The 23,948-nt window shown below is 68.0% G+C and carries 20 protein-coding genes; 9 read left to right on the top strand and 11 right to left on the bottom strand.

The features are described 5' to 3' along the window. The first annotated feature begins 206 nt into the window (after positions 1-206). A complete protein-coding gene (locus ACCQ13_RS10535; RefSeq protein WP_104603211.1) occupies positions 207-1,082 on the top strand; it encodes an alpha/beta hydrolase in 876 nt (291 codons plus the stop codon). A gap of 130 nt (positions 1,083-1,212) precedes the next feature. Here the strand turns inward: ACCQ13_RS10535 and ACCQ13_RS10530 are convergent, their stop codons facing one another. Further along, a complete protein-coding gene (locus ACCQ13_RS10530) occupies positions 1,213-1,911 on the bottom strand; it encodes a glutathione S-transferase (RefSeq protein ID WP_104603210.1) in 699 nt (232 codons plus the stop codon). Between the two features lie 184 nt (positions 1,912-2,095). Further along, on the bottom strand, positions 2,096-2,305 hold the full coding sequence (locus tag ACCQ13_RS10525) for a cold-shock protein (RefSeq protein ID WP_006451993.1): 210 nt from the start codon (positions 2,303-2,305) through the stop codon (positions 2,096-2,098). A 466-nt stretch (positions 2,306-2,771) separates the two neighbouring features. Here ACCQ13_RS10525 and ACCQ13_RS10520 point away from each other — a divergent pair, with 466 nt between their 5' ends. The 3 genes from ACCQ13_RS10520 to ACCQ13_RS10510 all read left to right on the top strand — a co-directional run bounded on the left by ACCQ13_RS10520 (position 2,772) and on the right by ACCQ13_RS10510 (position 6,785). Beyond that, a complete protein-coding gene (locus tag ACCQ13_RS10520; RefSeq protein WP_372372417.1) occupies positions 2,772-3,320 on the top strand; it encodes a YaeQ family protein in 549 nt (182 codons plus the stop codon). Next, positions 3,317-4,498, top strand: coding sequence for a BaiN/RdsA family NAD(P)/FAD-dependent oxidoreductase (locus ACCQ13_RS10515; protein ID WP_372372022.1), 1,182 nt, complete (start codon positions 3,317-3,319; stop codon positions 4,496-4,498). Before ACCQ13_RS10520 ends, ACCQ13_RS10515 begins: the two co-directional genes overlap by 4 nt. Before the next feature lie 217 nt (positions 4,499-4,715). Then, positions 4,716-6,785 carry a GGDEF/EAL domain-containing response regulator gene (locus ACCQ13_RS10510; RefSeq protein WP_274397182.1) on the top strand — a complete coding sequence of 690 codons (2,070 nt, stop codon included), beginning with the start codon at positions 4,716-4,718 and terminating at the stop codon, positions 6,783-6,785. A 79-nt stretch (positions 6,786-6,864) separates the two neighbouring features. On the opposite strand, the gene htpX is transcribed toward ACCQ13_RS10510, so the two are convergent. Beyond that, the gene (gene htpX / locus ACCQ13_RS10505; protein ID WP_104603275.1) at positions 6,865-7,743 is read right to left on the bottom strand and encodes a protease HtpX; all 879 of its coding nucleotides are present in this window, start codon (positions 7,741-7,743) and stop codon (positions 6,865-6,867) included. Between the two features lie 97 nt (positions 7,744-7,840). On the opposite strand from htpX, the gene gluQRS reads away from it, so the two are divergent. The 3 genes from gluQRS to phaR all read left to right on the top strand — a co-directional run bounded on the left by gluQRS (position 7,841) and on the right by phaR (position 10,302). Next, positions 7,841-8,740, top strand: coding sequence for a tRNA glutamyl-Q(34) synthetase GluQRS (gene gluQRS, locus ACCQ13_RS10500; protein ID WP_104603207.1), 900 nt, complete (start codon positions 7,841-7,843; stop codon positions 8,738-8,740). A gap of 87 nt (positions 8,741-8,827) precedes the next feature. Further along, positions 8,828-9,568 (top strand): beta-ketoacyl-ACP reductase, encoded by a 741-nt coding sequence (locus tag ACCQ13_RS10495; RefSeq protein ID WP_104603206.1) that lies wholly within the window; start codon positions 8,828-8,830, stop codon positions 9,566-9,568. Between the two features lie 158 nt (positions 9,569-9,726). Continuing rightward, the gene (gene phaR, locus ACCQ13_RS10490) at positions 9,727-10,302 is read left to right on the top strand and encodes a polyhydroxyalkanoate synthesis repressor PhaR (RefSeq protein ID WP_104603205.1); all 576 of its coding nucleotides are present in this window, start codon (positions 9,727-9,729) and stop codon (positions 10,300-10,302) included. Positions 10,303-10,345: 43 nt separating this feature from the next. Here the strand turns inward: phaR and ACCQ13_RS10485 are convergent, their stop codons facing one another. The 6 genes from ACCQ13_RS10485 to ACCQ13_RS10460 all read right to left on the bottom strand — a co-directional run bounded on the left by ACCQ13_RS10485 (position 10,346) and on the right by ACCQ13_RS10460 (position 17,991). Continuing rightward, positions 10,346-11,308, bottom strand: coding sequence for a TraB/GumN family protein (locus tag ACCQ13_RS10485; protein WP_104603204.1), 963 nt, complete (start codon positions 11,306-11,308; stop codon positions 10,346-10,348). A gap of 33 nt (positions 11,309-11,341) precedes the next feature. Next, positions 11,342-12,277 carry a DUF1684 domain-containing protein gene (locus ACCQ13_RS10480; RefSeq protein ID WP_104603203.1) on the bottom strand — a complete coding sequence of 312 codons (936 nt, stop codon included), beginning with the start codon at positions 12,275-12,277 and terminating at the stop codon, positions 11,342-11,344. Continuing rightward, positions 12,277-14,154 carry a DNA mismatch repair endonuclease MutL gene (mutL, locus tag ACCQ13_RS10475; RefSeq protein ID WP_104603274.1) on the bottom strand — a complete coding sequence of 626 codons (1,878 nt, stop codon included), beginning with the start codon at positions 14,152-14,154 and terminating at the stop codon, positions 12,277-12,279. The genes ACCQ13_RS10480 and mutL overlap by 1 nt, the downstream gene beginning before the upstream one ends. Before the next feature lie 138 nt (positions 14,155-14,292). After that, positions 14,293-15,936, bottom strand: a complete 1,644-nt coding sequence (locus ACCQ13_RS10470; protein WP_211292988.1) for an N-acetylmuramoyl-L-alanine amidase — start codon at positions 15,934-15,936, stop codon at positions 14,293-14,295. A 70-nt stretch (positions 15,937-16,006) separates the two neighbouring features. After that, a complete protein-coding gene (gene tsaE, locus ACCQ13_RS10465) occupies positions 16,007-16,507 on the bottom strand; it encodes a tRNA (adenosine(37)-N6)-threonylcarbamoyltransferase complex ATPase subunit type 1 TsaE (RefSeq protein WP_104603201.1) in 501 nt (166 codons plus the stop codon). Continuing rightward, positions 16,504-17,991 (bottom strand): NAD(P)H-hydrate dehydratase, encoded by a 1,488-nt coding sequence (locus ACCQ13_RS10460; RefSeq protein WP_104603200.1) that lies wholly within the window; start codon positions 17,989-17,991, stop codon positions 16,504-16,506. The genes tsaE and ACCQ13_RS10460 overlap by 4 nt, the downstream gene beginning before the upstream one ends. A gap of 24 nt (positions 17,992-18,015) precedes the next feature. Here ACCQ13_RS10460 and queG point away from each other — a divergent pair, with 24 nt between their 5' ends. Together queG and xseA are read left to right on the top strand one after the other, a co-directional pair. Next, positions 18,016-19,083, top strand: coding sequence for a tRNA epoxyqueuosine(34) reductase QueG (gene queG / locus ACCQ13_RS10455; protein ID WP_104603199.1), 1,068 nt, complete (start codon positions 18,016-18,018; stop codon positions 19,081-19,083). A gap of 135 nt (positions 19,084-19,218) precedes the next feature. After that, positions 19,219-20,556, top strand: coding sequence for an exodeoxyribonuclease VII large subunit (gene xseA, locus ACCQ13_RS10450; protein ID WP_104603198.1), 1,338 nt, complete (start codon positions 19,219-19,221; stop codon positions 20,554-20,556). 39 nt (positions 20,557-20,595) lie between these two features. Here xseA and ACCQ13_RS10445 read toward each other — a convergent pair whose 3' ends face one another. After that, the gene (locus ACCQ13_RS10445) at positions 20,596-21,843 is read right to left on the bottom strand and encodes an AcvB/VirJ family lysyl-phosphatidylglycerol hydrolase (protein ID WP_104603197.1); all 1,248 of its coding nucleotides are present in this window, start codon (positions 21,841-21,843) and stop codon (positions 20,596-20,598) included. Between the two features lie 186 nt (positions 21,844-22,029). Further along, entirely contained in the window at positions 22,030-23,871 is a 1,842-nt protein-coding gene (locus tag ACCQ13_RS10440; protein ID WP_104603273.1) for a formylglycine-generating enzyme family protein, read from the bottom strand. Between the last annotated feature and the right edge of the window lie 77 nt (positions 23,872-23,948).

The following is a 23,948-nucleotide window of genomic DNA, read 5'->3' as shown; positions in this document are numbered from 1 at the left end:
TGCTTTCCCGATTCCCGATTCCCGATTCCCAAGTGGCTGCAAGCAGTCTCGTCCTGCACATGCTGGCGACATCCATTGACCGCTAATACACCGTGCGGAGCAGCGCATCATCGCGGCGGCCTTGCGCATCTTGCCGGCGATGACGCGCACCCAGCGCCGCCGCCATCCATGCCGACCTCCTTTCCATTGCCTTGCCGACCCTGCCCATGCCCTCACGCGCCACCCGCTGGTTCCGCCCCGCCCTCCTGCTGCTCGGCTCGTTGACCTTGACGGCCTGCAGCAGCGTCTTCTTCGGTGGCATCAATGCCGCCTCCAGCCGCGCCGGCATCGTCGAACATCCGGATCAGGTGTTCGACCCGGCCCACGGCCTGGCGCTGGATGTCTACCAGCCGCGCGATGCCGTGGGCGCGCCGGTGGTGGTGTTCTTTTATGGCGGCACCTGGAAACGCGGCACGCGCGCCAACTATCGCTGGGTGGGGCGCGCCCTGGCCCGTCAAGGCGTGGTGGCGATGGTGGCCGACTACCGCAAGTCTCCGCAGGTGGGCCTGGACGGCTTCATGAACGATGCCGCCGGCGCCACCGCCTGGGGCTACCGGCATGCGCACGCCTATGGCGGCGATCCCAAGCGGCTGGCGGTGGCAGGCCACTCGGCCGGCGCGCATATCGCGGCACTGCTAGGCACCGACGCACGCTGGCTGCGCGCGCAAGGCCTCGCGCCACGACAGCTGTGCGGTGTGGTGGGGCTGGCCGGACCCTACGACTTCCTGCCACTGACCGACCCCGAACTGGTGGAGATCTTCGGCGACGCGCCAGCCGCGCAACGGCAGTCGCAACCGGTGCACCACGTCGGCGGCGACGAACCGCCGATGCTGTTGCTGCACGGCGATGCCGACCGCGTGGTCGAACTGGAGAACAGCCGTTCGCTGCAACGGGTGCTGCGCCGCGCAGGCGATACGGCCGAGCTGAAGGTCTATCCGGGCATGGGCCATCTAGGCATCGTGCTGGCGTTGCGCAAACCGCCGCAGCGCTCTCCAGTGCTGCGCGACACGCTGCAGTTTCTGCGCACCTGCCGGGCACCGTAAGCGCGACAACGGCGTCAGTGGGCTAGCTGTGTAAACCCACCACGGCGCGCTGCGGCCGGCCCGCTTGTGCGGGCAGGTACTCCGGCAGCCGATGCACCGCCAGGCGACGCACCGCCCACCGCGATGCAACTCAATCGGCCGACGCGCCCCCCATCAGCGTGTACGACCCGCCCTTCTTCAATGCCGCCTGGTAGGCCGGCCGCGCTTCAATACGTTCCACGAACGCACGCAAGCGCGGATGGCGTTCCAACCCCCCGGCACGCGCCATCGCGGCCTGCACCGGAAAGCTCATCTGGATGTCGGCGGCGGTGAAACGCTCGCCGGCAAACCAGGGATGCTGCTGCAGCGATTGCTCCATCCAGTCCAGGTGCAGACTGACCTGTGGACCGATGAAGGCGGACATCGCCTTGTCCACGATCGCGCGCGCCACCGGCTTGGCGAAGAACGGCATCGGCGCGCTGCGGATACGTCCGAAGATCAAGGTCATCAACAACGGCGGCATGGCCGATCCTTCGGCGTAATGCATCCAGTAGCGGAACTGCTGCCGCTCGGGCGAATCGATCGGCCGAGCGGGTGGCGACAATGCACACTCGGTGTCGTAACGCTCGGTCAGGTAGTCCAGGATCGCACCGGACTCGGCGATGGTCAGCCCGCCGTCGACGATGACGGGCGATTTGCCCAACGGATGGATTGCGCGCAATGCCGCCGGTGCCAGCATGGTCTTGGGATCGCGCTCATGGCGCACGATCTGGTACGGCAACGTCAACTCTTCAAGCAGCCACAGCACGCGCTGCGAGCGGGAGTTGTTGAGATGGTGGACAGTAATCATGGCAACGGGCCGCACACGGAAAGCGCCATGCTACCCAGCCGCGCGTCATGGTTGCGCACACGCCGCATCGGCACGCCCACGCTGGATAGCGTGTTGACCATTCCAGACGAAAATGCCGGCCAATAAAAAAACGCCGATCGCTTGCGCGACCGGCGTTTTTGGCAACCTTACGGTTGCAGGCGGATTAGACCGCCTGCACCTGGTCAGCCTGCATGCCCTTCTGGCCCTGCACGGCGACGAAGGTGACCTTCTGGCCTTCCTGCAGCGACTTGAAGCCGGTGCCCTGGATGGCACGGAAGTGCACGAACAGGTCCGGGCCGCTTTCCGGGGTGATGAAGCCGAAGCCCTTGGCATCGTTGAACCACTTCACGGTACCGCTCTGACGATCTGACATTTACAAACTCCTGAACTATGGATGGATAAATCGCAGCGTCCGAAAAGCCGGAGCTGAGACTGAGTTGCAGGCGTTGGTAAAGCGGAACGATGAAGCGAGATCTGTAACGATCCGGCTGCACCAGGCCACGATTCACGGTGACCCTTGCAAACACAGTGCGTGCACAGTACTCGTGTTTTCGGCAAAAAGCGACACCCCACCTCAAATCTTTTTCTGTCGGGCCACATCCGACGGCTTGTCAGGGCCTTCCTGCCTCCGGGGCATTTGCTGAATACGCTCTGAGTGCCATCGATCCACAGCTCATCGGGCACCTGCACCGGCCAAGCGGAGCAGGCAGCCGGTCTGCGCCAGGCTACCCGACTTCGCCGTGCCGTCACACCGCCTGCCGCCTGCCCCGCTCACCACCCAGACGCCCGCCCGCCGGGACAGCCGCGTATCATGGGTGCCCTTTGCAATCGGCACCCTGATGGCCCTCACCGCCACCGTCCGCAGAGCGGACATTCAGATCAGCGACATGGACCGCGGGTACTACGCCAACCATTCGCTGACCCTGGCCCAGCACCCTTCTGAGACCGACGAACGGCTGATGGTGCGGTTGCTGGTCTTTGTGCTGTTCGCCGACGAGCGTCTGGAATTCGGCCGCGGCCTCAGCAACGACGACGAGCCCGATCTGTGGCGGCGCGACTACACCGGCGACCCGGAGCTGTGGATCGACCTCGGCCAGCCCGACGAAAGCCGCGTGCGCAAGGCCTGCAATCGCTCGCGCGCAGCGGTGGTGATCGGCTACGGCGGCCAGGCCACCGAAACCTGGTGGAAGAAGCACGCCAACGCCATGGGCCGGCACCGCAACCTGCGCGTGATCGAGCTCGACTCGCAGGCCACCGAGGCGCTGGGTGCGCTGATCCAGCGCGGCATGCGCTTTGACGTGATTATCCAGGACGGCGAAGTGCAGATGCTGGCCGACCATGGCAGCGTCACCCTGACCCCGATGGTGCGGCAAGCCCCGGCCGAATGAGCATGCGGTGCGACGTGCTGGTCATCGGCGCCGGTGCCGCCGGCCTGATGAGCGCCTTCACCGCCGGTCGCCGCGGCCGCCAGGTGCTGGTGATCGACCATGCCAACAAGGTCGGCAAGAAGATCCTGATGTCCGGCGGCGGGCGCTGCAACTTCACCAACACCGGCACCACGCCGGGCAACTTCATCTCCGCCAACCGGCATTTCTGCAAATCCGCCCTGGCGCGCTACAGCCCCGGCGATTTCGTGCAGCTGGTCGAACGCCACGGCATCGCCTACCACGAGAAGGAGCTGGGGCAACTGTTCTGCGACATCTCCTCCAAGCAGATCGTGCGCCTGCTGCTGGACGAGTGCGAGGCGGCCGGGGTGCAACTGCGCACCCAGTGCGCGGTGCAATCGGTGCAGCGCGACAGCGATGGATTCAGCGTGCAGACCAGCGCCGGCCGCGTGCAGGCGCAATCACTGATCGTCGCCACCGGCGGGCTGTCGATTCCCAGCATGGGCGCCAGCGGCTTCGGCTACGCGCTGGCCCAGCAGTTCGGCCACACGGTGCTGCCCACGCGGGCCGGGCTGGTCCCGCTCACCTTGAGCGGCAAGCACCAGGAGCGTTTGCAGGACCTGTCCGGGCTGGCCTTGCCGGTGGAAGCGCACTGCAACGGCGTCAGCTTTCGCAACTTCATGCTGCTGACCCATCGCGGTGTCAGCGGGCCGGCGATCCTGCAGATCTCTTCTTATTGGCAACCGGGCGACGACCTGCGGCTGGACCTGCTGCCCGGCCACGATGCAGCGGCATGGCTGCGCGAGCAAAAGCAGCACCGTGGCGCCACCGAGCTGCGCAACGTCTTGGGCGATGTGCTGCCACGGCGCTTCGCGCAACGGCTGTGCGAGGTGTGGCTGCCGGACAAGCCCGTGCGCCAACTGGACCCGCCGCAGCTGCAAAGCGCGGCCGATCTACTCGGTGCGTTTCCATTGATCGCCAGCGGAACCGAGGGCTACCGCACCGCCGAGGTCACCCTGGGCGGCGTCGACACCCACCAGATCTCCGGTGCCACCATGGAGTCGCGGCTGACCGCTGGCCTGTACTTCGTCGGCGAGGTGCTGGACGTGACCGGCTGGTTAGGCGGCTACAACTTCCAGTGTGCCTGGGCATCCGGCCACGCCGCCGGCTGCGCGGCGTAGAGCCGCTCACAGAAGCAGTGCGCAGCCGCCATGCGAAAGAACCACCGACCGGGGACGCTGCATGCCAGCCATCGCAGTGCCTGCGCGCGGCCACGTGCCTGAACGTCATCACCACTCCACGACGTGCACTGCGTCGCACCCCGCATGTGGAGGGCCCCACACACATGGACGTGTCAACCCCCTTCGTGTCATAAAGCCCGTCCCCAGGGAGCCGCGCATGCAAAAAGGCAAAGACCTCACCCTCCGCCTGATGATCGTTGACGACAGCGTGGAGAATGCCGAGGCGATCGTGACCGCGCTGCGCAACGGCGGCATCGCGGTCCGGCCTTCGCGCCCGCAAACACCGGAAGAGCTTGCCAGCATGCTGTCCGGCCAGATCGACCTGGCTTTGCACGGCCAGGCGCAGCAGGTGCCGATGAGCGCGCTGCATGCGCAGATCGCCGGCAGCGGCAAGGACATTCCGATCATCCTGCTGGCCGAGCGGCTCGAAGAGAACGCGCTGGTAGAAGCCGCTGCACACGGGATTCGCGCCATCGCGCTGCGCCACCGCCCCGAGCATCTGTTGGCACTGGTGCGCTCGGAATGGGCCGATCTGCAGGCACGCCGCGGCTTGCGCCGCATCGAGGCGCAGATGCGCGAGACCGAGCGCCGCTGCGATGCCTTGATCGCTTCCTCGCGCGACCCGATCGCCTACGTCCACGAAGGCATGCACATCCGCGCCAACGAGGCGTACCTGGACATGTTCGGCTTCGCCTCGTTCGACGACGTCGAAGGCGTCTCGCTGCTGGACATGATCGCCGCGCAGTACGTCGACGATTTCAAGCAGCTGCTGAAGGCCATGGCCAAGGGCGAGCCGCCGCCGGCGCAATACAAGGTCGACGCCCGCCGGCTGGAAGGCGACACCTTCCCGGCAACGATGGAATTTGCCACCGCCACCTACGAAGGCGAGCCCTGCATCCAGGTGGTGTTCCGCCGCCGCGAGGAGTTCGACCCGGAACTGGCACGCGAAGTGGAAGACCTGCGTCAGCGCGACCAGGTCACCGGGCTGCTCAACCGCCCCACCTTCATGGTGGCGCTGGAACAGGCGGTGGCACAGGCCGGCCGCAGCGAGGGCCAGTCCGGCTTTCTGTTGATCGAGCCGGACAATTACGCGCGCATCCTCCCCGAGATCGGCCTGGACGCGGCCGACACCCTGATCGCGGCCATGGCCGTGCACGTCGCCGGCGTGGTGGACCAGAGCGTGGTCGCCGCGCGTTTCGGCGAGCATAGTTTTGCGCTGTTGATGAGCGGCAACTATGCACGCACGCACGCCCTGGCCGAAACCGTCCGCCAGGCATTCGCGCAACAGGTCTTCAGCATCGGCGCGCGCTCGACCACGGTCACGGTGAGCATCGGGGGCGTGCAGATCGGCGAGAAGATCGCCAGCATCGGCCAGGTGCTCAATCGCGGCACCGAGGCGGTGCGCACCACCGCCGAACTTGGCGGCAATGCGGTCAGCATCTACGACCCGGCCGCCTCGGACCGGGCCGAGGAAGAACGCATCGCACGCTGGGTGGAGCAGTTGCGCGAAGCCCTGGTCGGCGATGGTTTCGTGCTGCATTACCAGCCGGTGCTCAGCCTGCAGGGCGAGCCGCTGGAGCTGTACCAGGCTTTTCTGCGGCTGGAACGCAACGGCGAGATGATGTCGCCCAACGCCTTCATGGCCATCGCCGAAGAGCACGATCTGATTACCGAGATCGACCGCTGGGTCGTGGCGCGGGCGATCCGCCAGCTGGGCGAGCAACAACGCGCCGGCCGCCGGACCCACCTGCTGGTGCGCATCGGCCCGAACTCGTTCGCCGATCCGCAGATGATCGACACCATCCGCGAGCAACTGGCGGTGTACGGCGTGCCCGGCGAACGGCTGTGGCTGCAGACCCCGGAATCGAAGGTCTTCACCCGCCTGCGCGATGCCCAGCAGTTCCTTGCCGCGGTATCGGCGATGGGCTGCAAGGTGGGGCTGGAGCAGTTCGGTTCGGGGCTGGATTCGTTCCAGCTGCTGGCGCACTTCCACCCGGCCTTCCTGAAGCTGGATCGCAGCATCACCGGCGAGATCGCCTCGGCCCGCGAAAGCCAGGAGAAGATCCGCGAGATCACCTCGCGCGCGCAGCCGGCCGGCATTCTTACCATGGCCGAGTTCGTGGCCGATGCGCAGTCGATGAGCAGCTTCTTCAGTGCCGGCGTGGACTACGTGCAGGGCGATTTCGTCGCGTCCACCAGCCCGACGATGCAGTTCGAATTCGGCTGAGGCGTCCGGCCGGGCAAGCCCGCACAGGCGCACAGCCCGTGCGGGTGGCAGCGACGCTAGCGCGGCGGGCGCAGACCGCTCACGCCGCAGTGGCGGTGGCGGAACGCAATGCGGCGATACGCTCGGTCAGCGGTGGATGGCTCAGGAACAGCCGGCGCAGACCGGCACCCACGCCGCCGGAAATGCCGAAGGCCTGCACCTGCGCGGGCAAGCTGCTCTGCCCATGATTCAGCGATAGACGTTCCAGCGCGGCGATCATCTTGCCGCGGCCGGCCAACTGCGCGCCGCCGGCGTCGGCGCGGAATTCGCGGCGACGCGAGAACCACATCGCGATCATGGTGGCGAACATCCCCAGCACCATCTCCAGCGCGAACACGATGATGTAGTAGGCAAACCCCCGGCCACCCTCGCGGTTGCCCGACAGCGTGCTGTCGATGACCCCGCCGACCACGCGCGCCAGCACGATCACGAAGGTATTGAGCACCCCCTGCAACAACGCCATGGTCACCATGTCGCCGTTGGCGACGTGGGCGATCTCGTGGCCGAGCACCGCCTCGGCCTCGTCCTGGCTCATGTGTTGCAACAGGCCGGTGGAGACCGCCACCAGTGCGTTGTTGCGGTTGGCGCCGGTGGCGAAGGCGTTGATCTCCGGGCCTTCGTAGATCGCCACTTCCGGCATGCCGATGCCGGCGGCCCGGGCCTGACGCTGCACCGTCTCGACCAGCCAACGCTCGGTCGGCGTACGCGGTTCGGCGATCACCTGCGCGCCGGTACTGCGCTTGGCCATGAACTTGGACAGCAACAGCGAGATGAAGGACCCACCGAAGCCGAAGATGGCGCCCATCACCAGCAGGCCACTCATCTGCGCGGGATTGACGCCCAACACCGACATGACGACGCTGGCGAGCATCAGCACCGCCAGGTTGGTCAGCAGGAACAGGAAGATGCGGTTGAACATGGCGCGCGGGCTCCACTCGGACGTGATGGACTGCTGTGGATTTGCGGACATGACTGCTTGAAATCAAGCGCGCATCTGACCGACGATTCAGCCGCCCATGCCCTCACTTCCCTATCGCGGCCGCTTTGCGCCCTCCCCGACCGGCCCGCTGCACTTCGGCTCGCTGCTGGCCGCCTTCGGCAGCTGGCTGCTCGCTCGGCATGCCGGCGGGCAATGGTGCGTGCGGCTCGAGGACATCGACCCGCCGCGTGCCGAAGCGGGCGCGTCCGAGCGCCAACTGCGCACCCTGGCTGCTTTTGGCCTGGTCTCAGACCTGCCGATCCTCCGGCAATCCGATCGCGATGCGCACTACACCGCCGCGCTCACCACGCTGCTGGAGACCGGGCAGGCGTTCGAGTGCAGCTGCAGCCGCGCCGACCTGGCGCGCATGGGCGGGATCCACCATGCCTGTGTCGCGCCACTGGGCGCACGCCGCGCGGTCCGCCTGCGGGTACCGCCGCAGCCGCCGGTCGGCTTCGACGACGGGTTGCAGGGGCATGTGCTGCAGGACGTGCATGCCGAGGTGGGCGATGTGGTGCTGCGGCGCGCCGACGGCTACTGGGCCTACCAGCTTGCCGTCGTCGTAGACGATGCGGCGCAGGCGATCACCGATGTGGTGCGCGGTGCCGACCTGCTCGATTCCACCCCGCGCCAGCTGGTGCTGCAGCGCGCCCTTGGCCTGCCGACTCCGCGTTATCTGCACCTGCCGCTGATCCTGGATGCCGAGGGCCGCAAACTGTCCAAATCGCATGCCGCCCCCGCGCTGGACGATGGCGACCCGCTGCCCGCCCTGCGCGCCGCCTGGCAGGCGCTGGGCCAGCCGCCTGCCGTCCTGCCGCCGCATGGGGGCGTGGACACACTGCTGCAGCAGGCGGTGCAGCATTTCTCGCCGGAGTTGCTGCCGGCAACGCCCACGCTTGACCTGTCCATGCGCGCGTCGCCCCCGCTGCGTGACTAGAATTGCGGCCCAGCACCGGCATCCGGCCGCGGCGCCTGCGCCACGGCCCTGATCGCCCCCTGCCTCTACCTGCTTATTGGAGTCGTCATGACATCTCGCGTCGCATTGGTCACCGGCGGCACCGGCGGTATCGGTACCGCCATCTGCAAGCGCCTGGCCGATCAGGGCCATCGGGTCGCCAGCAACTTCCGCAACGAGGAGAAGGCGCGCGACTGGCAACAACGCATGCAGGCGCAGGGCTACGAGGTCGCCTTGTTCGGTGGCGACGTGGCCTCGTCCGAGCATGCGTGCGCCTTGGTGGAAGCGGTCGAAGCGGCGCTGGGGCCGATCGAGGTCCTGGTCAACAACGCCGGCATCACCCGCGACACCACCTTCCACCGCATGACCGCCGAACAGTGGCACGAGGTCATCAACACCAATCTCAATTCGGTGTTCAACGTCACCCGCCCGGTGATCGAGGGCATGCGCAAGCGCGGTTGGGGACGGGTGATCCAGATCAGTTCCATCAACGGGCTCAAGGGCCAGTACGGCCAGGCCAATTACGCTGCGGCCAAGGCCGGCATGCATGGCTTCACCATCTCGCTGGCGCGCGAGAACGCCGCCTTCGGAGTCACCGTCAATACCGTTTCGCCTGGCTACGTGGCCACCGACATGGTCATGGCGGTGCCGGAAGAAGTGCGCGCCAAGATCGTGACCGACATCCCCACGGGCCGGCTTGGCCGACCGGAAGAGATCGCCTATGCGGTGGCGTTCCTGGTGGCGGAAGAGGCTGCTTGGATCACGGGTTCGAACCTGGACATCAACGGCGGCCACCACATGGGCTGGTAGATTTGCTGCAACTTTGCGATGCAGCATGGATTTGGGCCAAAAACCATGCTGCGCAACATTTTTTATGTGTCCGCGTCGACAAATAAGGTCCGTTGGCTGTTGCAACGGCTGCTGCGCTGCGCCATCCTGCGCGCACTATCAGTGTGAGTGAACGCTCCATGGCCGGACTTCGCATCATCAAGAAGTATCCCAATCGCCGTCTCTACGACACCGAGATTTCCAGTTACATCACCATTGAAGATGTGCGCCAGCTCATCATCGACGGCGAAGAGTTCGAGGTTCGCGACGCCAAGAGCGGCGAAGATCTGAGCCGCGCCGTGTTGCTGCAGATCATTGCCGACCAGGAACAGGACGGCGAGCCGATGCTGTCCACCCAGTTACTGAGCCAGATCATCCGCTTCTACGGCGATTCGCTGCAGGGCTTCATGGGCAACTACCTGGAGCGCAGCATGCAGGTCTTCCTGGACCAGCAACAGCAGTTCCGCCAGCAGATGGGCAACCTGCTCGGGCAGACCCCATGGGCGATGATGAACCAGCTGACCGAGCGCAACCTGGAGCTGTGGCAGGAATTCCAGCGCAACTTCGGCGCCGGTTTCGGTCGCCCGGGCGGCCCTGGCACGCCGCCGAGCCCGCCGGGCGCCGGCAGCATGGGCAGTGGCCCGATGGGCACCGGCACGCACGGCACCTCGGGCAACCAAACCGGCACCACCGGCAAGGCCCGCAACCGCGGCTGATCGAACATCGCGCGTGGTGCCGGATGGCGCTACGCGCACACCATCAACGGCCGGCCTGCGCAGCGCAGGCCGAGCAGATCCGCTCGATGTGGTAGCCGCGCGCCCGCAGCCGCTCCACCACGCCATCATTGCCCAGCAGGTGCAAGGCACCGACCACGACCAGCGTGGTTCCGCTGCCCTTGCCCAATTGCTTTTCCAGCCGTGGCACCCAACGCGCATTGCGCTCGACGTTGATGTCCTGATACAGCGCCGGATACTGCCTGCGCATGTCCTCGGCCATCTGCGTGGTCAGCGCGTGCACGTCGCCGTTGCGCCAGGCCGCATGCAACCGACGCAGCTGGTCGGTGGTCTGTGCCTCGTCCAGTGCTTCTTCCAGCAGTTGCTGCTGCTCGGCGGGCGTCATGCCATCGAGCAGGGTGAGCTGTTCCTCGGCGCGTTCCAACCCGTCGGCCGGCTTGCCGCGCGACTGCGCCTGCTGCATCAGGTAATGGTCCAGACCCGCGTTCGGTTCCATGCCCTGGCGCGCCATCTCGGCCAGGCTGATCGACAACGCCACGAACCACGGCTTGAGCGATTGCAGCGCCTCGATCGACATGCCGTGCTTGCGCGCATAGGCACTGAGTGCCTGCCAGGTCCTGGCATCCAGCGTGTCCTGCAGGGTGCGCCCGTCCGTGCGCCGTGCCACCTGCAGCATGCGCCCGGCCAGCTGCGGCGATTGCGCATCGGCCGGCGGCAGCTCGAACAGCAGGCGGTCGGCCTTGGCGAAGGCCTGCATCACGTCCGGCGACAGCGGGTAATCGCTGGGCTTGAGCACATGGAACGAGCCCAGCAAATAGAGCGTGCCGCCCTTGCCGTCGACCTTCCACAGCAATGGCACCGGCGGACCGGCAGGCGCATCGGCCGTACCGCGCGCCCGGCCCGGGGCCACCACCCCGCTCCATAGCGCCAGCACCAGCAGTGCTTGACCACACCAGCCGACGAACCACGCGCGCCCCCGCAGCGTCATCGAAACTCCTGTCACCGCGCCCCCTTCGCCACGTCAGTGCGGCACCTTGTAGGCCTTCTCGCCCGCCGTGACCGCCAGGTCGATGCGGTTTTCCGGCGGCGGCAATGGGCAGGTGGCAAACGGCGTGAACGCGCATGGCGGGTTGTAGGCACGATTGAAATCCACCACCACGTGCCCTGAAGCGTCGGGCACATCCAGGTCCAGGAAGCGCCCGGCCGGATAGCTGCCGTGCCCGCTGGTGCGATCGGCGAACACCACCAGGCCCGGCCGTCCAGGCTCGCCGATGGTCTCCAGACGATAGGTCTTGCCGTCGCGCTCGAACTCGATTGCGCCGGCATTGGCCTGCGCGCTGGTGATACCGACGATGTCCACGATCGGCAGGGTCTTGCCGACAGCATTGGGCACGTAACGCGCGCTGATGCGCCAGGACGGATCCACCGGCCAGTAGTCCAGCCCGGCGAAATGGGTGCGCGATGGCGCATCGGCGTGCTTGACCCGCAGCGCATAGCGGTCGCCGCGATGGATCAGGCTGAGCACCCCCTTGCCGTCGTCGAACCGGATCAAGGTGGGCTGGGGATCGCGATCGGACTGGAAGCGGATCCTGCCGGTCAGCGGCTTGCCATCGATACTGAGCGTGGCGCCACGCTCGGGAACAAACCACACCGTCGTGCCTTCGGTGGACACCATGCCCATCTTCGGCGGCCCGACCGCCAGCTTGATGCCGCTGTCGGCACTGCGGCCGATGTAATGCGCCTTCAGCGTCAGCCAGTGCAGACCGACCAGGCTGGTCCAGCCATCGGGTGCACGCAGCGCTTGCAGACGGCTTTCGCGCCAGGCAGCGCTATCGGCCAGGGAGGCCTTGTCCGGCACGACCGACGCGGCCGCCGGCGGCGCATCGCGCCCACACCCGACCAGCGTTGCCACCGCCAACACCACTGCCAAGCAGCCTGTTCCCCTGTGTCCTGCCATTACCGCCCCCTCAGGAACCAACGATCGATTTCGCCCAGCGTAAACCGCGCCCAGGTCGGACGGCCATGGTTGCACTGGCCCGAGCGTTCGGTGACTTCCATGTCGCGCAGCAAGGCATTCATTTCCGGCACGGTGAGGCGGCGATTGGCGCGCACCGCGCCGTGGCAGGCCATGGTCGAGAGCAGCTCGTCGCGCGCGCTGGCGATGCGGCGGCTCTGGCCATGCTCACGCAGGTCGCCCAGCACATCGCGCAGCAAGGCTTCGGGCTCGGCGTTGGCCAGCAGCGCGGGAATGCTGCGCACATGCAGCGATTGCGGGCCGGCACGGGTGATGTCGAAGCCCAGGCTGGCCAGGGTGTCGGCTTCGCGCTCGGCGGTATCGGCCTCGCGCTCGCCCACGGCCAGCGTCATCGGCACCAGCAGCGGCTGCGCCCGCAGGCCGATGCTGTCGTGGGCGTTCTTCAGGCGTTCGTAGCCGATACGTTCGTGCGCGGCATGCATGTCCACCACGATCAGGCCTTCGGCATTCTCGGCCAGGATGTAGATGCCGTGCAGTTGCGCCACGGCATAGCCGAGCGGCGGCACGCCACTGTCTGCGGCGGTGGGCGGCAGGCCGGTGCCGGAGACCACCGGCACATCGCCCGACGGCTGCGCGGCGCTGCCGGGCGGCGCATACAGCGCGCTGTAGGCCGCGCGGGCCTCGTCCACGCGCAGGCCCAATGGCGCTTGCGATGGCCGCCAGTTGGCATAGCCCGCCGAGCCACCACCACTGCCCGCAGCAGAGCCATAACTGGCGCCACCGCCACCGCCGACGTTGCCCGGCGCAGCCGGCGCAACCAGGGCGTCACCCGCCGCATCGCTGCCGATGCTGCCGGGCGTGGTGCCGGCGCGCGTCTGCGCCAGCGCGTCCTGCAAGGTGCGGTAGACGAAATCGTGGATCAGCCGCGCCTCGCGGAAGCGCACCTCGTGCTTGGCCGGATGCACGTTGACGTCCACCCGCGCCGGGTCCAGTTCCAGGAACAACACGTAGGCCGGCTGGCGCCCATGGAACAGCACATCGCCATAGGCCATCTTGACCGCATGCGCCACGCTGCGGTCGCGCACCGAGCGACCGTTGACGTAGAGATATTGCTGGTCGGTACTGGCACGCGAGTAATGCGGCTGCGCCACCCAGCCGTGCAGGCGCAGCCCGGCGCCGCTGTGATCCACCCGCAGCGCCTGGCGCGCGAAATCCTCGCCCAGCGTTTCGCCCAGCCGCGCATCCGAATACAGATCGCCCGGCTTGTAACGGCGCGAAGGCTTGCCGTTGTGCGAGACGCGCAATTCCACGTCCGGCCGCGCCAGCGCCAGCGAACGCAGCCACTCTTCGATATGCCCAAGCTCGGTGCGTTCGGCACGCAGGAACTTGCGCCGCGCCGGCACGTTGAAGAACAGCTCGCGCACTTCCACCGTGGTGCCTGGCGCGTGCGCCTGCGGCGTCACCTCGCCCAGGCGCCCGCCCTCGATCTGCAGCGCCGAGCCATGTTCGGCATCGTGGCGGCGCGAGACCAGGGTAAAGCGGCTGACCGAGGCGATCGACGGCAACGCTTCGCCGCGGAAACCCAGCGTGGCGACGGTTTCCAGATCGTCCAGCGAGGCGATCTTGCTGGTGGCATGCCGCGACACCGCCAGCGGAAGCTCGTCCGGCGTGATGCCGCCGCCGTTGTCGCGGATACGGATCAGGCGCACGCCGCCTTCTTCCAGATCGATGTCCACGCGGGTGGCGCCGGCATCGAGTGCGTTCTCGACCAGCTCCTTGACCACTGAGGCAGGCCGCTCGACGACCTCGCCGGCAGCGATCTGGTTGATGAGGATCTCCGGCAGCTGACGGATCGCCATCAGCGCGCACTCCGGCATGGGACGCGCGGCATGCGGAACTTCGGGGGTAGCACGAACAAGACAGACCTCGGCACGGCAACCCGGCGGCGCACAGGCGCCGGCATCTCGGGAATCAGTGCCGAATGATAGCCGAGCGTGTCAGCGGCTGCCGCCGGCCACGGTGCCTGCAGCAGTGTCAGCCTCGGCCTGCGCGCGTGCCGCGAACAAGGTGCCCGGTGGCGGCTGGCGGGTGAAGAAGGTATCGATGCCATCCAGCACTGCGGCGGCAATCTTGCGCTGGTAGGCCGGATCGATCAGGCGGCGCTCTTCGTCCGGGTTGGAGATGAAGGCCGTCTCCACCAGCATCGCCGGCATGTCCGAGGTGCGCAGCACTGCGAAATTGGCGCGCTCCAGCTGCGGTTTGTGATTGTTGCCGATGCGCTTCAGCCCACCCAACACATGCCCGGCCGCGTCTTCGGAGGCCTTCATGTGGCCGCTCTGTGCAAGATCCAGCAACACGTTGGCCAGGGTGCTTTCGGTCTGCTGCAGGCGCACGCCGCCGACCAGATCGGCGGCATTTTCCTTGTCGGCCAGCCAGCGCGCGCGTTGCGAGGATGCACCCTTGGTGGAGAGTACATACACCGACGAGCCGGTCGCGCTGCGGTTTTCCGCTGCGTCGGCGTGGATCGAGATGAAGATGTCGGCCTTGGCGGCACGCGCCTTCTGCGCGCGCATCGGCAGGGGAATGAACACGTCGCTATCGCGCGTCAAAAAGGCCTTCATGCCGGGCGTGGCGTTGATCTGGCGCGCCAGCTCACGGCCGACGGCCAGGGTGACGTCTTTTTCGCGCTTGCCCGTCGGCCCGGTGGCACCCGGATCCTGGCCACCGTGACCGGGGTCAATGGCGACAATCAACGGCCGCATGCCAGGTGCCATCTTGACCCGCGACGCTTCGCTGGGCAGCAGCGGACGCGGAGGTGCATCGTCGTCTGTACTGGCAACGGCTGCGCCCGAAGCGAGGCCACCAGCGGTCGCGGTGGGTGCGCTCCCGCCATTGAGAATCGCCGCCGCCGTCGCGCCGCCCGTGCCGACCACACCGGAAGACGCCGCCGCCGCCGTGCCCGGCCGCGGCGTCGGCACGCCGGTCGCCACCGTGGTGGGAACCGCAGCTGGCGTGACGGTCGGCATGGCCGATGCGGGAACCGCCGCTGCGACCGGAGCGGGAGCAGGTGTGGGAGCAGTGGTCGGTGCGGGAGCTGGCAAAGCGGCCGAGGACGCACGCTGCGCGGACGCAGCCAACGCCGCCGTGGCGCGCGCCGCTTCGGTCTGTGCGTTGAGCGGGCGCGGTGGCGGCAGCGCACCCGCCGTGCCGGTCGCGGCGGCGGCCATTGCAGGTGCCGGCATCGGATCGCCCGGCCACTCGATCACCAATGTCGAAGCGCTGCCCAGGGTCTGCATCTGCGGCTTCAACGCGGTCACTGGGCTGGCCAGTTCGAACACCACGCGAAACGTCCCCGGCACTGGCTGACCCGTGCGCACCGACGTCACCAGGCCAGTGGCAGTTGGCAGTGTGAGGCCACGCGCCGCCGACGAATCCGGAAAGTCCACCACCAGGCGGTTCGGGTTGGCCAGCGACAAAGTCTTGAAACCACCGCTACCGGCGAGCTGGATCTCGGCCCGCGTGCCGGTGGCGCCAGTGGTCACGCCGACCGTCTTGATTTCGCCAGCCCAACCAGCAAAAACCGCCAGGCTGAGGCTGGCGGTCAGGGCGGAACGACAGAGTTGGCGGATCCCCGGTGTCATGGCGCTGGATTCAATCATCCATGCCTGTGAATTGCAAGGTGATTTCCCTTAATAATCCGCAACCTGGCGTTCATTCTTCCTGTTCGCCGGCAAAAAGGGGCTGCAACTCGACGTGATCGGCCAGCGCCCGCAACCAGTCGTGCCCGGTTGCGCTGCGACCGAGCAGACGCACGCGACGCCCTTCACCATCCACCGCCAATTCCACGTCTAGATCCACTGGTGGCAGCGCGCCCGCGCCGCGCTCGGGCCATTCGATCAACCACAGGCTGGCGCTGCCCTCGTCCAGGCCGAGAAAATCCAGTTCGCCCGCGTTGCCGATGCGGTACAGATCCAGATGCCAGGCTTCGTCGCCGGTGGCTAGCGGATAGCGCTCGATCAGCGTGTAGGTGGGGCTGCGGATGGGGCCGGTGACACCGAGCGCGCGCAGCAAGGCGCGCGCCAGGGTGGATTTGCCGGCGCCCAGGTCGCCATGCAGCTGCACCACCGCCGTGGCGGGCCGCACCGCCGCCAGCGCACGACCGAGGGTTTCGCTGGCGTCGGCGTCGATCAGGTAGGCATCGAGCTGGGTCATGGGTGGGTTCCGGAGTTGGCAAGGCGGCGCAGCGACAGCAGCAGGTCGGTCGGCAACAGTCCGCGTTCGCCATCGCAGGCGGCCGCATCGCCAGCGCAGCCGTGCAGCAAGGCACCCAGGCTGGCAGCATCGAAGGCCGACCACCCCTGCCCCAGCAAGGCGGCAATCACACCGGTCAACAGATCGCCCATGCCACCGACCGCCATGCCGGGATTGCCGGCGTCGATGATGCGCGGCACGGCATGCGGCGCAGCCACCACGCTGCCGGCCCCCTTGAGCACCACCACCGCCTCGTAGCGCTGTGCCAGCGCGGCGGCCGCAGCCAGGCGGTCGCGCTGGATGTCCCCGGCCGACACCCCGAGCAGGCGCCCGGCCTCGCCAGGATGCGGGGTGAGCACGCGCGGGCCGCGCGCAGGCAACGGATTGCCGGCCAGCAAATTCAGCGCATCGGCATCGATGACCAGTGGCGTGTCGGACGCCAGTGCGGCCTGCCACAAGCCCTGTGCCCAGGCGTCCTGGCCCAGCCCCGGCCCAAGCGCGATCACATCGGCGGCCTCGGCGAGGGCGGCGATCTCGTCGCCAGCCTGCACCGCGCGTGCCATCGCCTCGGGACAACGCGCCAGCAGCGGCGCGACATGCTCGGCCCGCGTGGCCACCTGCACCAGCCCGGCACCGCTACGCAGCGCCGCCTCGGCGGTCAACAGGATGGCGCCACCACTGCCGAGATTGCCGCCAATGCACAGCACCCGCCCGGACTCGCCCTTGTGGGTGTTGCGCCGCCGTGGGCGCAATTGCGCAGCCAGTGCTCCGCTCTCCCAGCCGTGCGCGGCAGGCGCCAGCCCATCGAATGCGTCGAGCGGCAGGTCCAGCGATGCGATGCCGCGCTCGCCGGAAGACTCCAGCGCATCGCCGGTATACAGGCCGACGTGCGGCACGATGAATTGCAGGGTGGCCTCCGCACGCACGGCGGTTCCGAAGGCCACGCCGTGATCGGCATCGATGCCGCTGGGCACATCCAGCGCCAGGACCGGGCGACCGGCCGCATTGATGGCCTCGATCAGCGCGGTGGTTGGCGTCTCCGGTGCCCGATTCAGGCCGATCCCGAACAGCGCATCGACGATCACATCGGCCTGCGCCAGTGGGTACGGAAACAGGTCGATGGCACCGCCCACCGCCAGATAGTCGGTGCAGGCGCGCTGTGCCAGGACCGAGCCAGGCCCGTGTCCGGGCAGATGCACCACCCGCACCTGGCGCCCGGCCCGCTGCGCCAGCCGCGCCAGCACATAGCCATCGCCACCATTGTTGCCGGTGCCGCATACCACCACGATGCGGCGCGCCTGCGGCCAGCGTTCCAGCAGCCACTGCCAGGCGGCCTGGCCGGCGCGTTGCATCAGCGTGTAGCCATCGCCACCGAGCAGCGTGGTGGCCCGCGCATCGAGCGTGCGCGCGGCAGCGGTATCGTAAAGAGCAAGCGGTGCGTACATGCCGGGAATTCTATACTTGTCGCCATGTCTGCAGTCCTCGCCCGCCCCGACCCTACCGATGCTGCTGCGCGCATCCGCGTGCTTGCGCGCGAAGCGGGCTTTCAACGCTGCGGCATCACCGGCATCGAACTGGGCGAAGACGAAGCGCATCTGCGCAGCTGGCTGGCAGAAGGCCTGTACGGCACGATGCACTGGATGGCCCAGCACGGCGACAAGCGCTCGCGCCCGCAGGAGCTGGTGCCGGGCACCTTGCGGGTGTTGTCGGTGGGCATGGATTACGGCCGCAAGGACGACACCGAGGCCTGGAACACCTTGCACGATGGCACCCGCGCCTATGTGGCGCGCTACGCCCTGGGACGCGACTACCACAAGCTGATGCGCAACCGGCTGCAGAAGCTGGCTGAGCGCATCCAGGGCGAGATCGGCACCTTTGGTTACCGCGTGTTCGTGGATTCCGCGCCGGTACTGGAACGTGCGCTGGCGCGCAACGCCGGGCTGGGCTGGATCGGCAAACACACCTGCCTGATCGATCGCAATGGCGGCTCGTGGTTTTTCCTGGGCGAGATCTACCTGGACCTGCCGCTGCCGATCGACACCCCGGCCACCGCGCATTGCGGGACCTGCACGCGCTGCATCGACATCTGCCCCACCCAGGCCATCATCGCCCCCTACCGGCTGGATGCACGCCGCTGCATCGCCTACCTCACCATCGAACACGACGGCGCCATTCCCGAAGACATGCGCAAGCCGATCGGCAACCGCATCTTCGGTTGCGACGACTGCCAGCTGATCTGCCCCTGGAACAAGTTCGCCAAGCGTACCGACGAAGCCGACTTCCGCGCCCGCAACGACCTGGATGTGGCCACGCTGCCACAGTTGTTCGCCTGGGACCAGGACGAGTTCCTGCAGCGCACCGAGGGCAGCCCGATCCGCCGCAGCGGACACGAACGCTGGCTGCGCAACATCGCGGTGGGCCTGGGCAATGCACCCGGCACGCTGGAGGTACTGGCCGCATTGGAAGCGCGCCGGCACGATGAGTCCGAGCTGGTGCGCGAACACGTCGGCTGGGCGCTGGCCCAGCACGGCCTTTGACCGACCGCCACTGGCTGCGCCACAGCCAGTGGCGGGCACCGCGCCGTGCGCAATGGGCCATCGCGGCCATCGCGGCCCCTTCGCGTCCCGGCAGCCGATCACCCAGGATCTTCGCCGCTGCGGGATAATGCGGCGATGGCCGAACGCACCCAACAGATCCTCACCCCCAGCCAGCTCAACACGCTGGCGCGTGACATGCTCGAAGGCAGCTTCCCGCTGGTCTGGGTGGAAGCCGAACTGAGCAGCGTCACCCGTCCGTCGTCGGGGCATCTGTACTTCACCCTCAAGGATGCGCGCGCGCAGATCCGCTGCGCGATGTTCAAACCCAAGAGCACCTGGCTGAAATTCCAGCCCCGCGAAGGCCTGCGCGTGCTCGCGCGCGGCCGGCTCACCTTGTACGAGGCGCGTGGCGACTACCAGTTGGTCCTTGACCACATGGAAGAGGCCGGCGAAGGCGCGCTGCGCCGTGCCTTCGACGCGCTACGGGCACGGCTGGCCGCCGAAGGCCTGTTCGATGCCGAGCGCAAGCAGCCGCTGCCCGCGCATGTGCGCCGGCTGGCGATGATTACCTCGCCCAGTGGTGCGGCAGTACGCGATGTGCTCAGCGTGCTTGCACGGCGCTTCCCGTTGCTGGAGGTGGACCTGCTGCCGTCGCTGGTGCAGGGCGAGAGCGCCGCCGCGCAGATCACCGCGTTGTTGCAGCGCGCCGATGCGTCCGGGCGCTACGACGTCATCCTCATCACCCGCGGCGGTGGCTCGCTGGAAGACCTGTGGGCCTTCAACGACGAAGCGCTGGCGCGCGCGATTGCTGCCGCACAGACGCCTATCGTGTCGGCGGTGGGTCACGAGACCGACTTCAGCCTCAGCGATTTCGTCGCCGACGTGCGTGCGCCCACGCCCTCGGTGGCGGCCGAACTGCTGGTGCCCGATCAGCGCGAACTATTGGCGCGGGTCCGTCGCGCACGCACGCGCCTTGCCCAGCTGCAGCAGCACGTCTTGGGCAACGCGATGCAGCGGGCCGACCGGCTGGCCTTGCGCCTGCGTGCACAGAGCCCGCAGGCGCGCCTGCAGCTGCTGCATCGCCGCCAGGAAGACGCCGCACGCCGCTTGCACGGGCGCATGACCCACCTGCTGGAACGCCTGCAGGCACGCCTGCAACGCGCGCAGACGCACCTGCAGGCGCATACGCCGCAGCGCAATCTGGCCAGCCTGCAGCAGCGCCTGCGCGCCCTGCATCCACAGGCCGCCATGCAACGGCGCCTGCAGCACGATCGACTGCGCTTGCGCGGCGTGGTGCGCTCGCTGGAAGCGGTGAGCCCGCTGGCCACCGTGGCACGCGGTTATGCCATCCTGACGCGCCCGGCAGACGGGCAGGTGATCCGCAGCGCTTCCGAGGTCGCCCCGGGCGAGCGCCTGCGTGCGCAGCTGGCCGACGGCAACATCGAGGTGCGCGTGGAGTCCGGCGAGGACTAACAGCGGCGTGCAGCCGCCCGGCTTATGCCTGGTTCTGATTCAGCTCCGCGCAGGCAGCTGCGCCGCATGCTGCCACCCTTGCAGCAGCAGATGGGCCAGGATCACCGGATCATGATCGAAGTGGTGACCGCCCGGTCGCGCCACCACCGCCACCCCATGCGCGCGCAGCTCAGGGCACAAGCTGTCCTTTTCCTCGGTGCCATAGATGCATTGCACGCGCTGCATGTCGAGCGCCTGCAATGCCGGCTCCACATCGCGTTCGGCATCGTTGTGCCAGCCCAGCCAACCGCCCACGCGCACCTTGAAATCGGCCTGGTGGCCCAGGCCGAGCAGGCTGACGAACTGCACCGAAGCGCGCTGCTGCGGCGACAACTGCGGATAGGCGAACGGCAGCACGTCGGCACCGAACGAATAGCCAACCAGCGCCACCTGCCGGACATGCCAGCGCTGCCGGTAGGTGGCGATGACCCGGTCCAGATCCGCGCCGATCTGCTGTGGCGTGCGGCTGGCCCAGAAGTAGCGCAGGCTGTTCCAGCCCACCACCGAGACGCCCTGCTGCTGCAACTGCGCGGCAATGCCCTTGTCCAGTTCGCGCCAGCCGCCGTCGCCGGACAGCATCACCACCAGGCGATCGCTGCCGGGCGCATGCAGTTCCACCAACGGCAGATCGCCCAGGCCTTGCGCCTGCGCGGCCTGGAAATGGCCGCGCGTGGCGGCGGCGATCTGCAGCGGGCCGGCATCATCGACCAGGTCGTCCAGGAACCCCTGATTGGCACTGGGCACATTACGCGAGCAGGCCAGCCCGGCATCGGTGCTGCCGGTATCGGCCACCACCGCGCCGCCGAGCACATCCGGCGCCGCCGATGCCAGCGCCTGCCGCGCCAGCACCGCACCATCGCCCTGCCCCACCAGTACCGGCGGCAGGAAGGCATCCACATGCTCGGCGCGCAGCAGTTTCTTGCCCAGGCGCTCGGCGTCGTCGGCGAGCGAACTGCAGGCCGCCTGGCGTGCACGCAAGCGTTCGCGATAGCGCGCGGTATCGATCACCGCCACCAACGCGCCATCGTTGCTCAGCATCTCGGCCAGTTGCTGCGTCTGTTCGGGGTGGCCGCTATCGGGCAGCAACACCACCATCGCCTTGGGCGTGCCCTCGGGGCGGATCACTTCCACCGAACGGTAGTGGCCGGCGATATTGCCAGCCTGCAGGTGCCGCGCCACGGCGTAGCCGCTGCCGACGACCAGCAGGATCGCCGTGCCCCAACGAAACAGTTTGATCCCCATGCCCATCGCGACTGTCCTTCAAAACACGCGTTATTCCACCACATCGGCACCTGCCGGTTTCAGGCGCCTGCACACTGTGTTCACTGCGGTTAAGCCAGTGGGCGCAGGGCCGACCGCTGGTCGGACCTGGCCTGCGGCGTTCATGCCCTGGAAACACGTCATGACCGATGCGGTTTGCAGCGGCGGTGCCGCTTAGATCCCGCGTGCCACCCGAAAGCCGATACGTGCGCTGGTGGTGTCCGAGTCCTGCGACTGTCGCCAGGCCGCGCGCGTCTGATGCGGCGAATTGGACCAGCTGCCGCCGCGGATCATGCGCTGCCGGCAGCCCGGGTTGAACCAGGCCGCACCATCGGCCGGTGCGCGGCGATAGCTGGCGTGCCAGCAATCGGCCACCCATTCGCTCAGGTTGCCCCCCATGTCGTGCAGGCCCCAGGCATTGGCGCGAAAGCTGCCTGCCGGTGCCGGCCCCCAGAAGCCGTCGCCGTAGCCGATAAATCCGTTGTTCCAGTGCCGGCCACTGCGCGAGACATCGTTGCCGCCGGTGAAGTTACCGGCATCGCGCGGTGGCGAGCCGGCGTTGCCCCAGGGGTAACGCCCGGTGGTGCCGGCCCGCACCGTGTATTCGAATTCGGCCTCGCTGGGCACGTGGTAGTGGCGGCCGGTCTGTTCCGACAACCACGCCGCATACGCTTCGGCATCACGGACGCTGACATGCATCACCGGGCTGTTGGGCGCGGCCTGCGCGCCGTTGTAGTCGGACTGCCAGTCCACGCCGCTGCGGCGGATGAAATTGCCGCTGCGCTCGTCGTACACCACCGAGTGCCCGCGCCGGGTGGCGCGCGGGCGGGCACCGGTGGCTTCGACGAACTGGCCGAACTCGGCCACCGTCACCTCGGTGATCGACAGCGCAAAGCCACGCGCGAAGCGCACGTAGTGCGCCGGGCGCTCGTTGTCGGACGCGCCGGGCTCGGCGTCGCCCGCCCCCATCTGGAACGCGCCATGCGGCACCACGATCATCTGCGGGCCACGCCCGCCCAGCGTGAGCCCGTCGGTGAACACCTGCCCGGGGCGAAAGCTGCCGTAGTGGGTGGCCAGTTCCAGCCGGCGGCGCAGGTCGCCGGCCAGCGCATCGCCAGGGTCGGCAATGCGCAGCAATTCGGCCAGTTTTTCGCCGGCCGCCTTGAGCCCACGCGGCGAGGTCAGGTCGTGCAGGCCGGCATCGTGCAGGCCGGCAATCTGCCCGCGCCGCAGGCGTTCGATGCGCGCGCGTGCATCGGCAATGGTGGGCGCACGCTCGCGCACCTGCGCGGCCATCTGCAGCCAGTAACGCGCGCCGATGAAATCGCTGAGGGCGGCAGCGCGCTCGGCACGCTCCAGCAGCGCGCTTTCCACTGCCGCCAGGCCCTGGCGGGTGCGCGGATCGTCCGGGTCCAGCTGCGCGGCATCACGGAAATTCGCCAGCGCGCCATTGCCGTCTTCGCCCAGCCGACCCGCGCGCAGGTCGTCCTCGCCGGCGCGATTGAAACCGAGCACGCGCTCGGCGGTTTCCACCTCGCGCTGCAAGCTACGCACCTTCGGGTCCTGCGGCGCCAGCGCCATCGCCACCGCAGCCAGCTCGCGCGCCTGCTCCAGCGCATCGTGCTGGCGATCGCTCTGCGCAATCAACGCCTGGCCGCGCTCGATCAACCGCGCGCGCGCCTGGTCCAGACCGCGTCGGCTGGCCGCATCCTTGCCGCCGGCGCGCTGTTCGATGGCCAGATACAAGGGGATCGCGTCATCCGCATCGCGATACAGGCGGCCGTCCTGCAGCGCCTGTCCGGCGCGCTTGCGCGCTTGCGCCAACGGCTCATCGCCCAGATCCACCGCCGGCGGCTGCCACTGCGCGATGGTCTCGGCGGACTCTTCGCCACCGATGGAGACATTCGGCCTGCTCGGGGTCGCCGCAGCAGCCGGTGGCGGCGTTGCGGCTGGTACCGGGGCCGGGGCCGGTGCGCGCGAACAGCCGCACAGGCCCAGGGCGACCAGTGCCCCCATCGCGATCCGCTTGCCACACTTGCCCACCACCTGCTCCCTTCCAGTACTCTGCCGCACGACAGGCGATCGCGACGTTA

The sequence above is a fragment of the Xanthomonas sp. NCPPB 1638 genome, from assembly GCF_041475635.2.
Lineage (GTDB): Bacteria > Pseudomonadota > Gammaproteobacteria > Xanthomonadales > Xanthomonadaceae > Xanthomonas > Xanthomonas cucurbitae.
This window is presented reverse-complemented; position numbering and strand designations above follow the sequence as displayed.

What these genes read in the sequence shown, in the direction of transcription:
- mutL (WP_104603274.1), bottom strand. Translation starts at nt 14,154, where the DNA reads ATGGCGATCCGTCAGCTGCCGGAGATCCTCATCAACCAGATCGCTGCC.
- tsaE (WP_104603201.1), bottom strand. Translation starts at nt 16,507, where the DNA reads ATGACCCAGCTCGATGCCTACCTGATCGACGCCGACGCCAGCGAAACC.
- gluQRS (WP_104603207.1), top strand. Translation starts at nt 7,841, where the DNA reads ATGCCCTCACTTCCCTATCGCGGCCGCTTTGCGCCCTCCCCGACCGGC.
- ACCQ13_RS10535 (WP_104603211.1), top strand. Translation starts at nt 207, where the DNA reads ATGCCCTCACGCGCCACCCGCTGGTTCCGCCCCGCCCTCCTGCTGCTC.
- ACCQ13_RS10520 (WP_372372417.1), top strand. Translation starts at nt 2,772, where the DNA reads ATGGCCCTCACCGCCACCGTCCGCAGAGCGGACATTCAGATCAGCGAC.
- ACCQ13_RS10515 (WP_372372022.1), top strand. Translation starts at nt 3,317, where the DNA reads ATGAGCATGCGGTGCGACGTGCTGGTCATCGGCGCCGGTGCCGCCGGC.
- htpX (WP_104603275.1), bottom strand. Translation starts at nt 7,743, where the DNA reads ATGTTCAACCGCATCTTCCTGTTCCTGCTGACCAACCTGGCGGTGCTG.
- xseA (WP_104603198.1), top strand. Translation starts at nt 19,219, where the DNA reads ATGGCCGAACGCACCCAACAGATCCTCACCCCCAGCCAGCTCAACACG.
- ACCQ13_RS10460 (WP_104603200.1), bottom strand. Translation starts at nt 17,991, where the DNA reads ATGTACGCACCGCTTGCTCTTTACGATACCGCTGCCGCGCGCACGCTC.
- phaR (WP_104603205.1), top strand. Translation starts at nt 9,727, where the DNA reads ATGGCCGGACTTCGCATCATCAAGAAGTATCCCAATCGCCGTCTCTAC.
- queG (WP_104603199.1), top strand. Translation starts at nt 18,016, where the DNA reads ATGTCTGCAGTCCTCGCCCGCCCCGACCCTACCGATGCTGCTGCGCGC.
- ACCQ13_RS10470 (WP_211292988.1), bottom strand. Translation starts at nt 15,936, where the DNA reads ATGACACCGGGGATCCGCCAACTCTGTCGTTCCGCCCTGACCGCCAGC.
- ACCQ13_RS10485 (WP_104603204.1), bottom strand. Translation starts at nt 11,308, where the DNA reads ATGACGCTGCGGGGGCGCGCGTGGTTCGTCGGCTGGTGTGGTCAAGCA.
- ACCQ13_RS10440 (WP_104603273.1), bottom strand. Translation starts at nt 23,871, where the DNA reads ATGGGGGCACTGGTCGCCCTGGGCCTGTGCGGCTGTTCGCGCGCACCG.
- ACCQ13_RS10510 (WP_274397182.1), top strand. Translation starts at nt 4,716, where the DNA reads ATGCAAAAAGGCAAAGACCTCACCCTCCGCCTGATGATCGTTGACGAC.
- ACCQ13_RS10525 (WP_006451993.1), bottom strand. Translation starts at nt 2,305, where the DNA reads ATGTCAGATCGTCAGAGCGGTACCGTGAAGTGGTTCAACGATGCCAAG.
- ACCQ13_RS10445 (WP_104603197.1), bottom strand. Translation starts at nt 21,843, where the DNA reads ATGGGCATGGGGATCAAACTGTTTCGTTGGGGCACGGCGATCCTGCTG.
- ACCQ13_RS10530 (WP_104603210.1), bottom strand. Translation starts at nt 1,911, where the DNA reads ATGATTACTGTCCACCATCTCAACAACTCCCGCTCGCAGCGCGTGCTG.
- ACCQ13_RS10495 (WP_104603206.1), top strand. Translation starts at nt 8,828, where the DNA reads ATGACATCTCGCGTCGCATTGGTCACCGGCGGCACCGGCGGTATCGGT.
- ACCQ13_RS10480 (WP_104603203.1), bottom strand. Translation starts at nt 12,277, where the DNA reads ATGGCAGGACACAGGGGAACAGGCTGCTTGGCAGTGGTGTTGGCGGTG.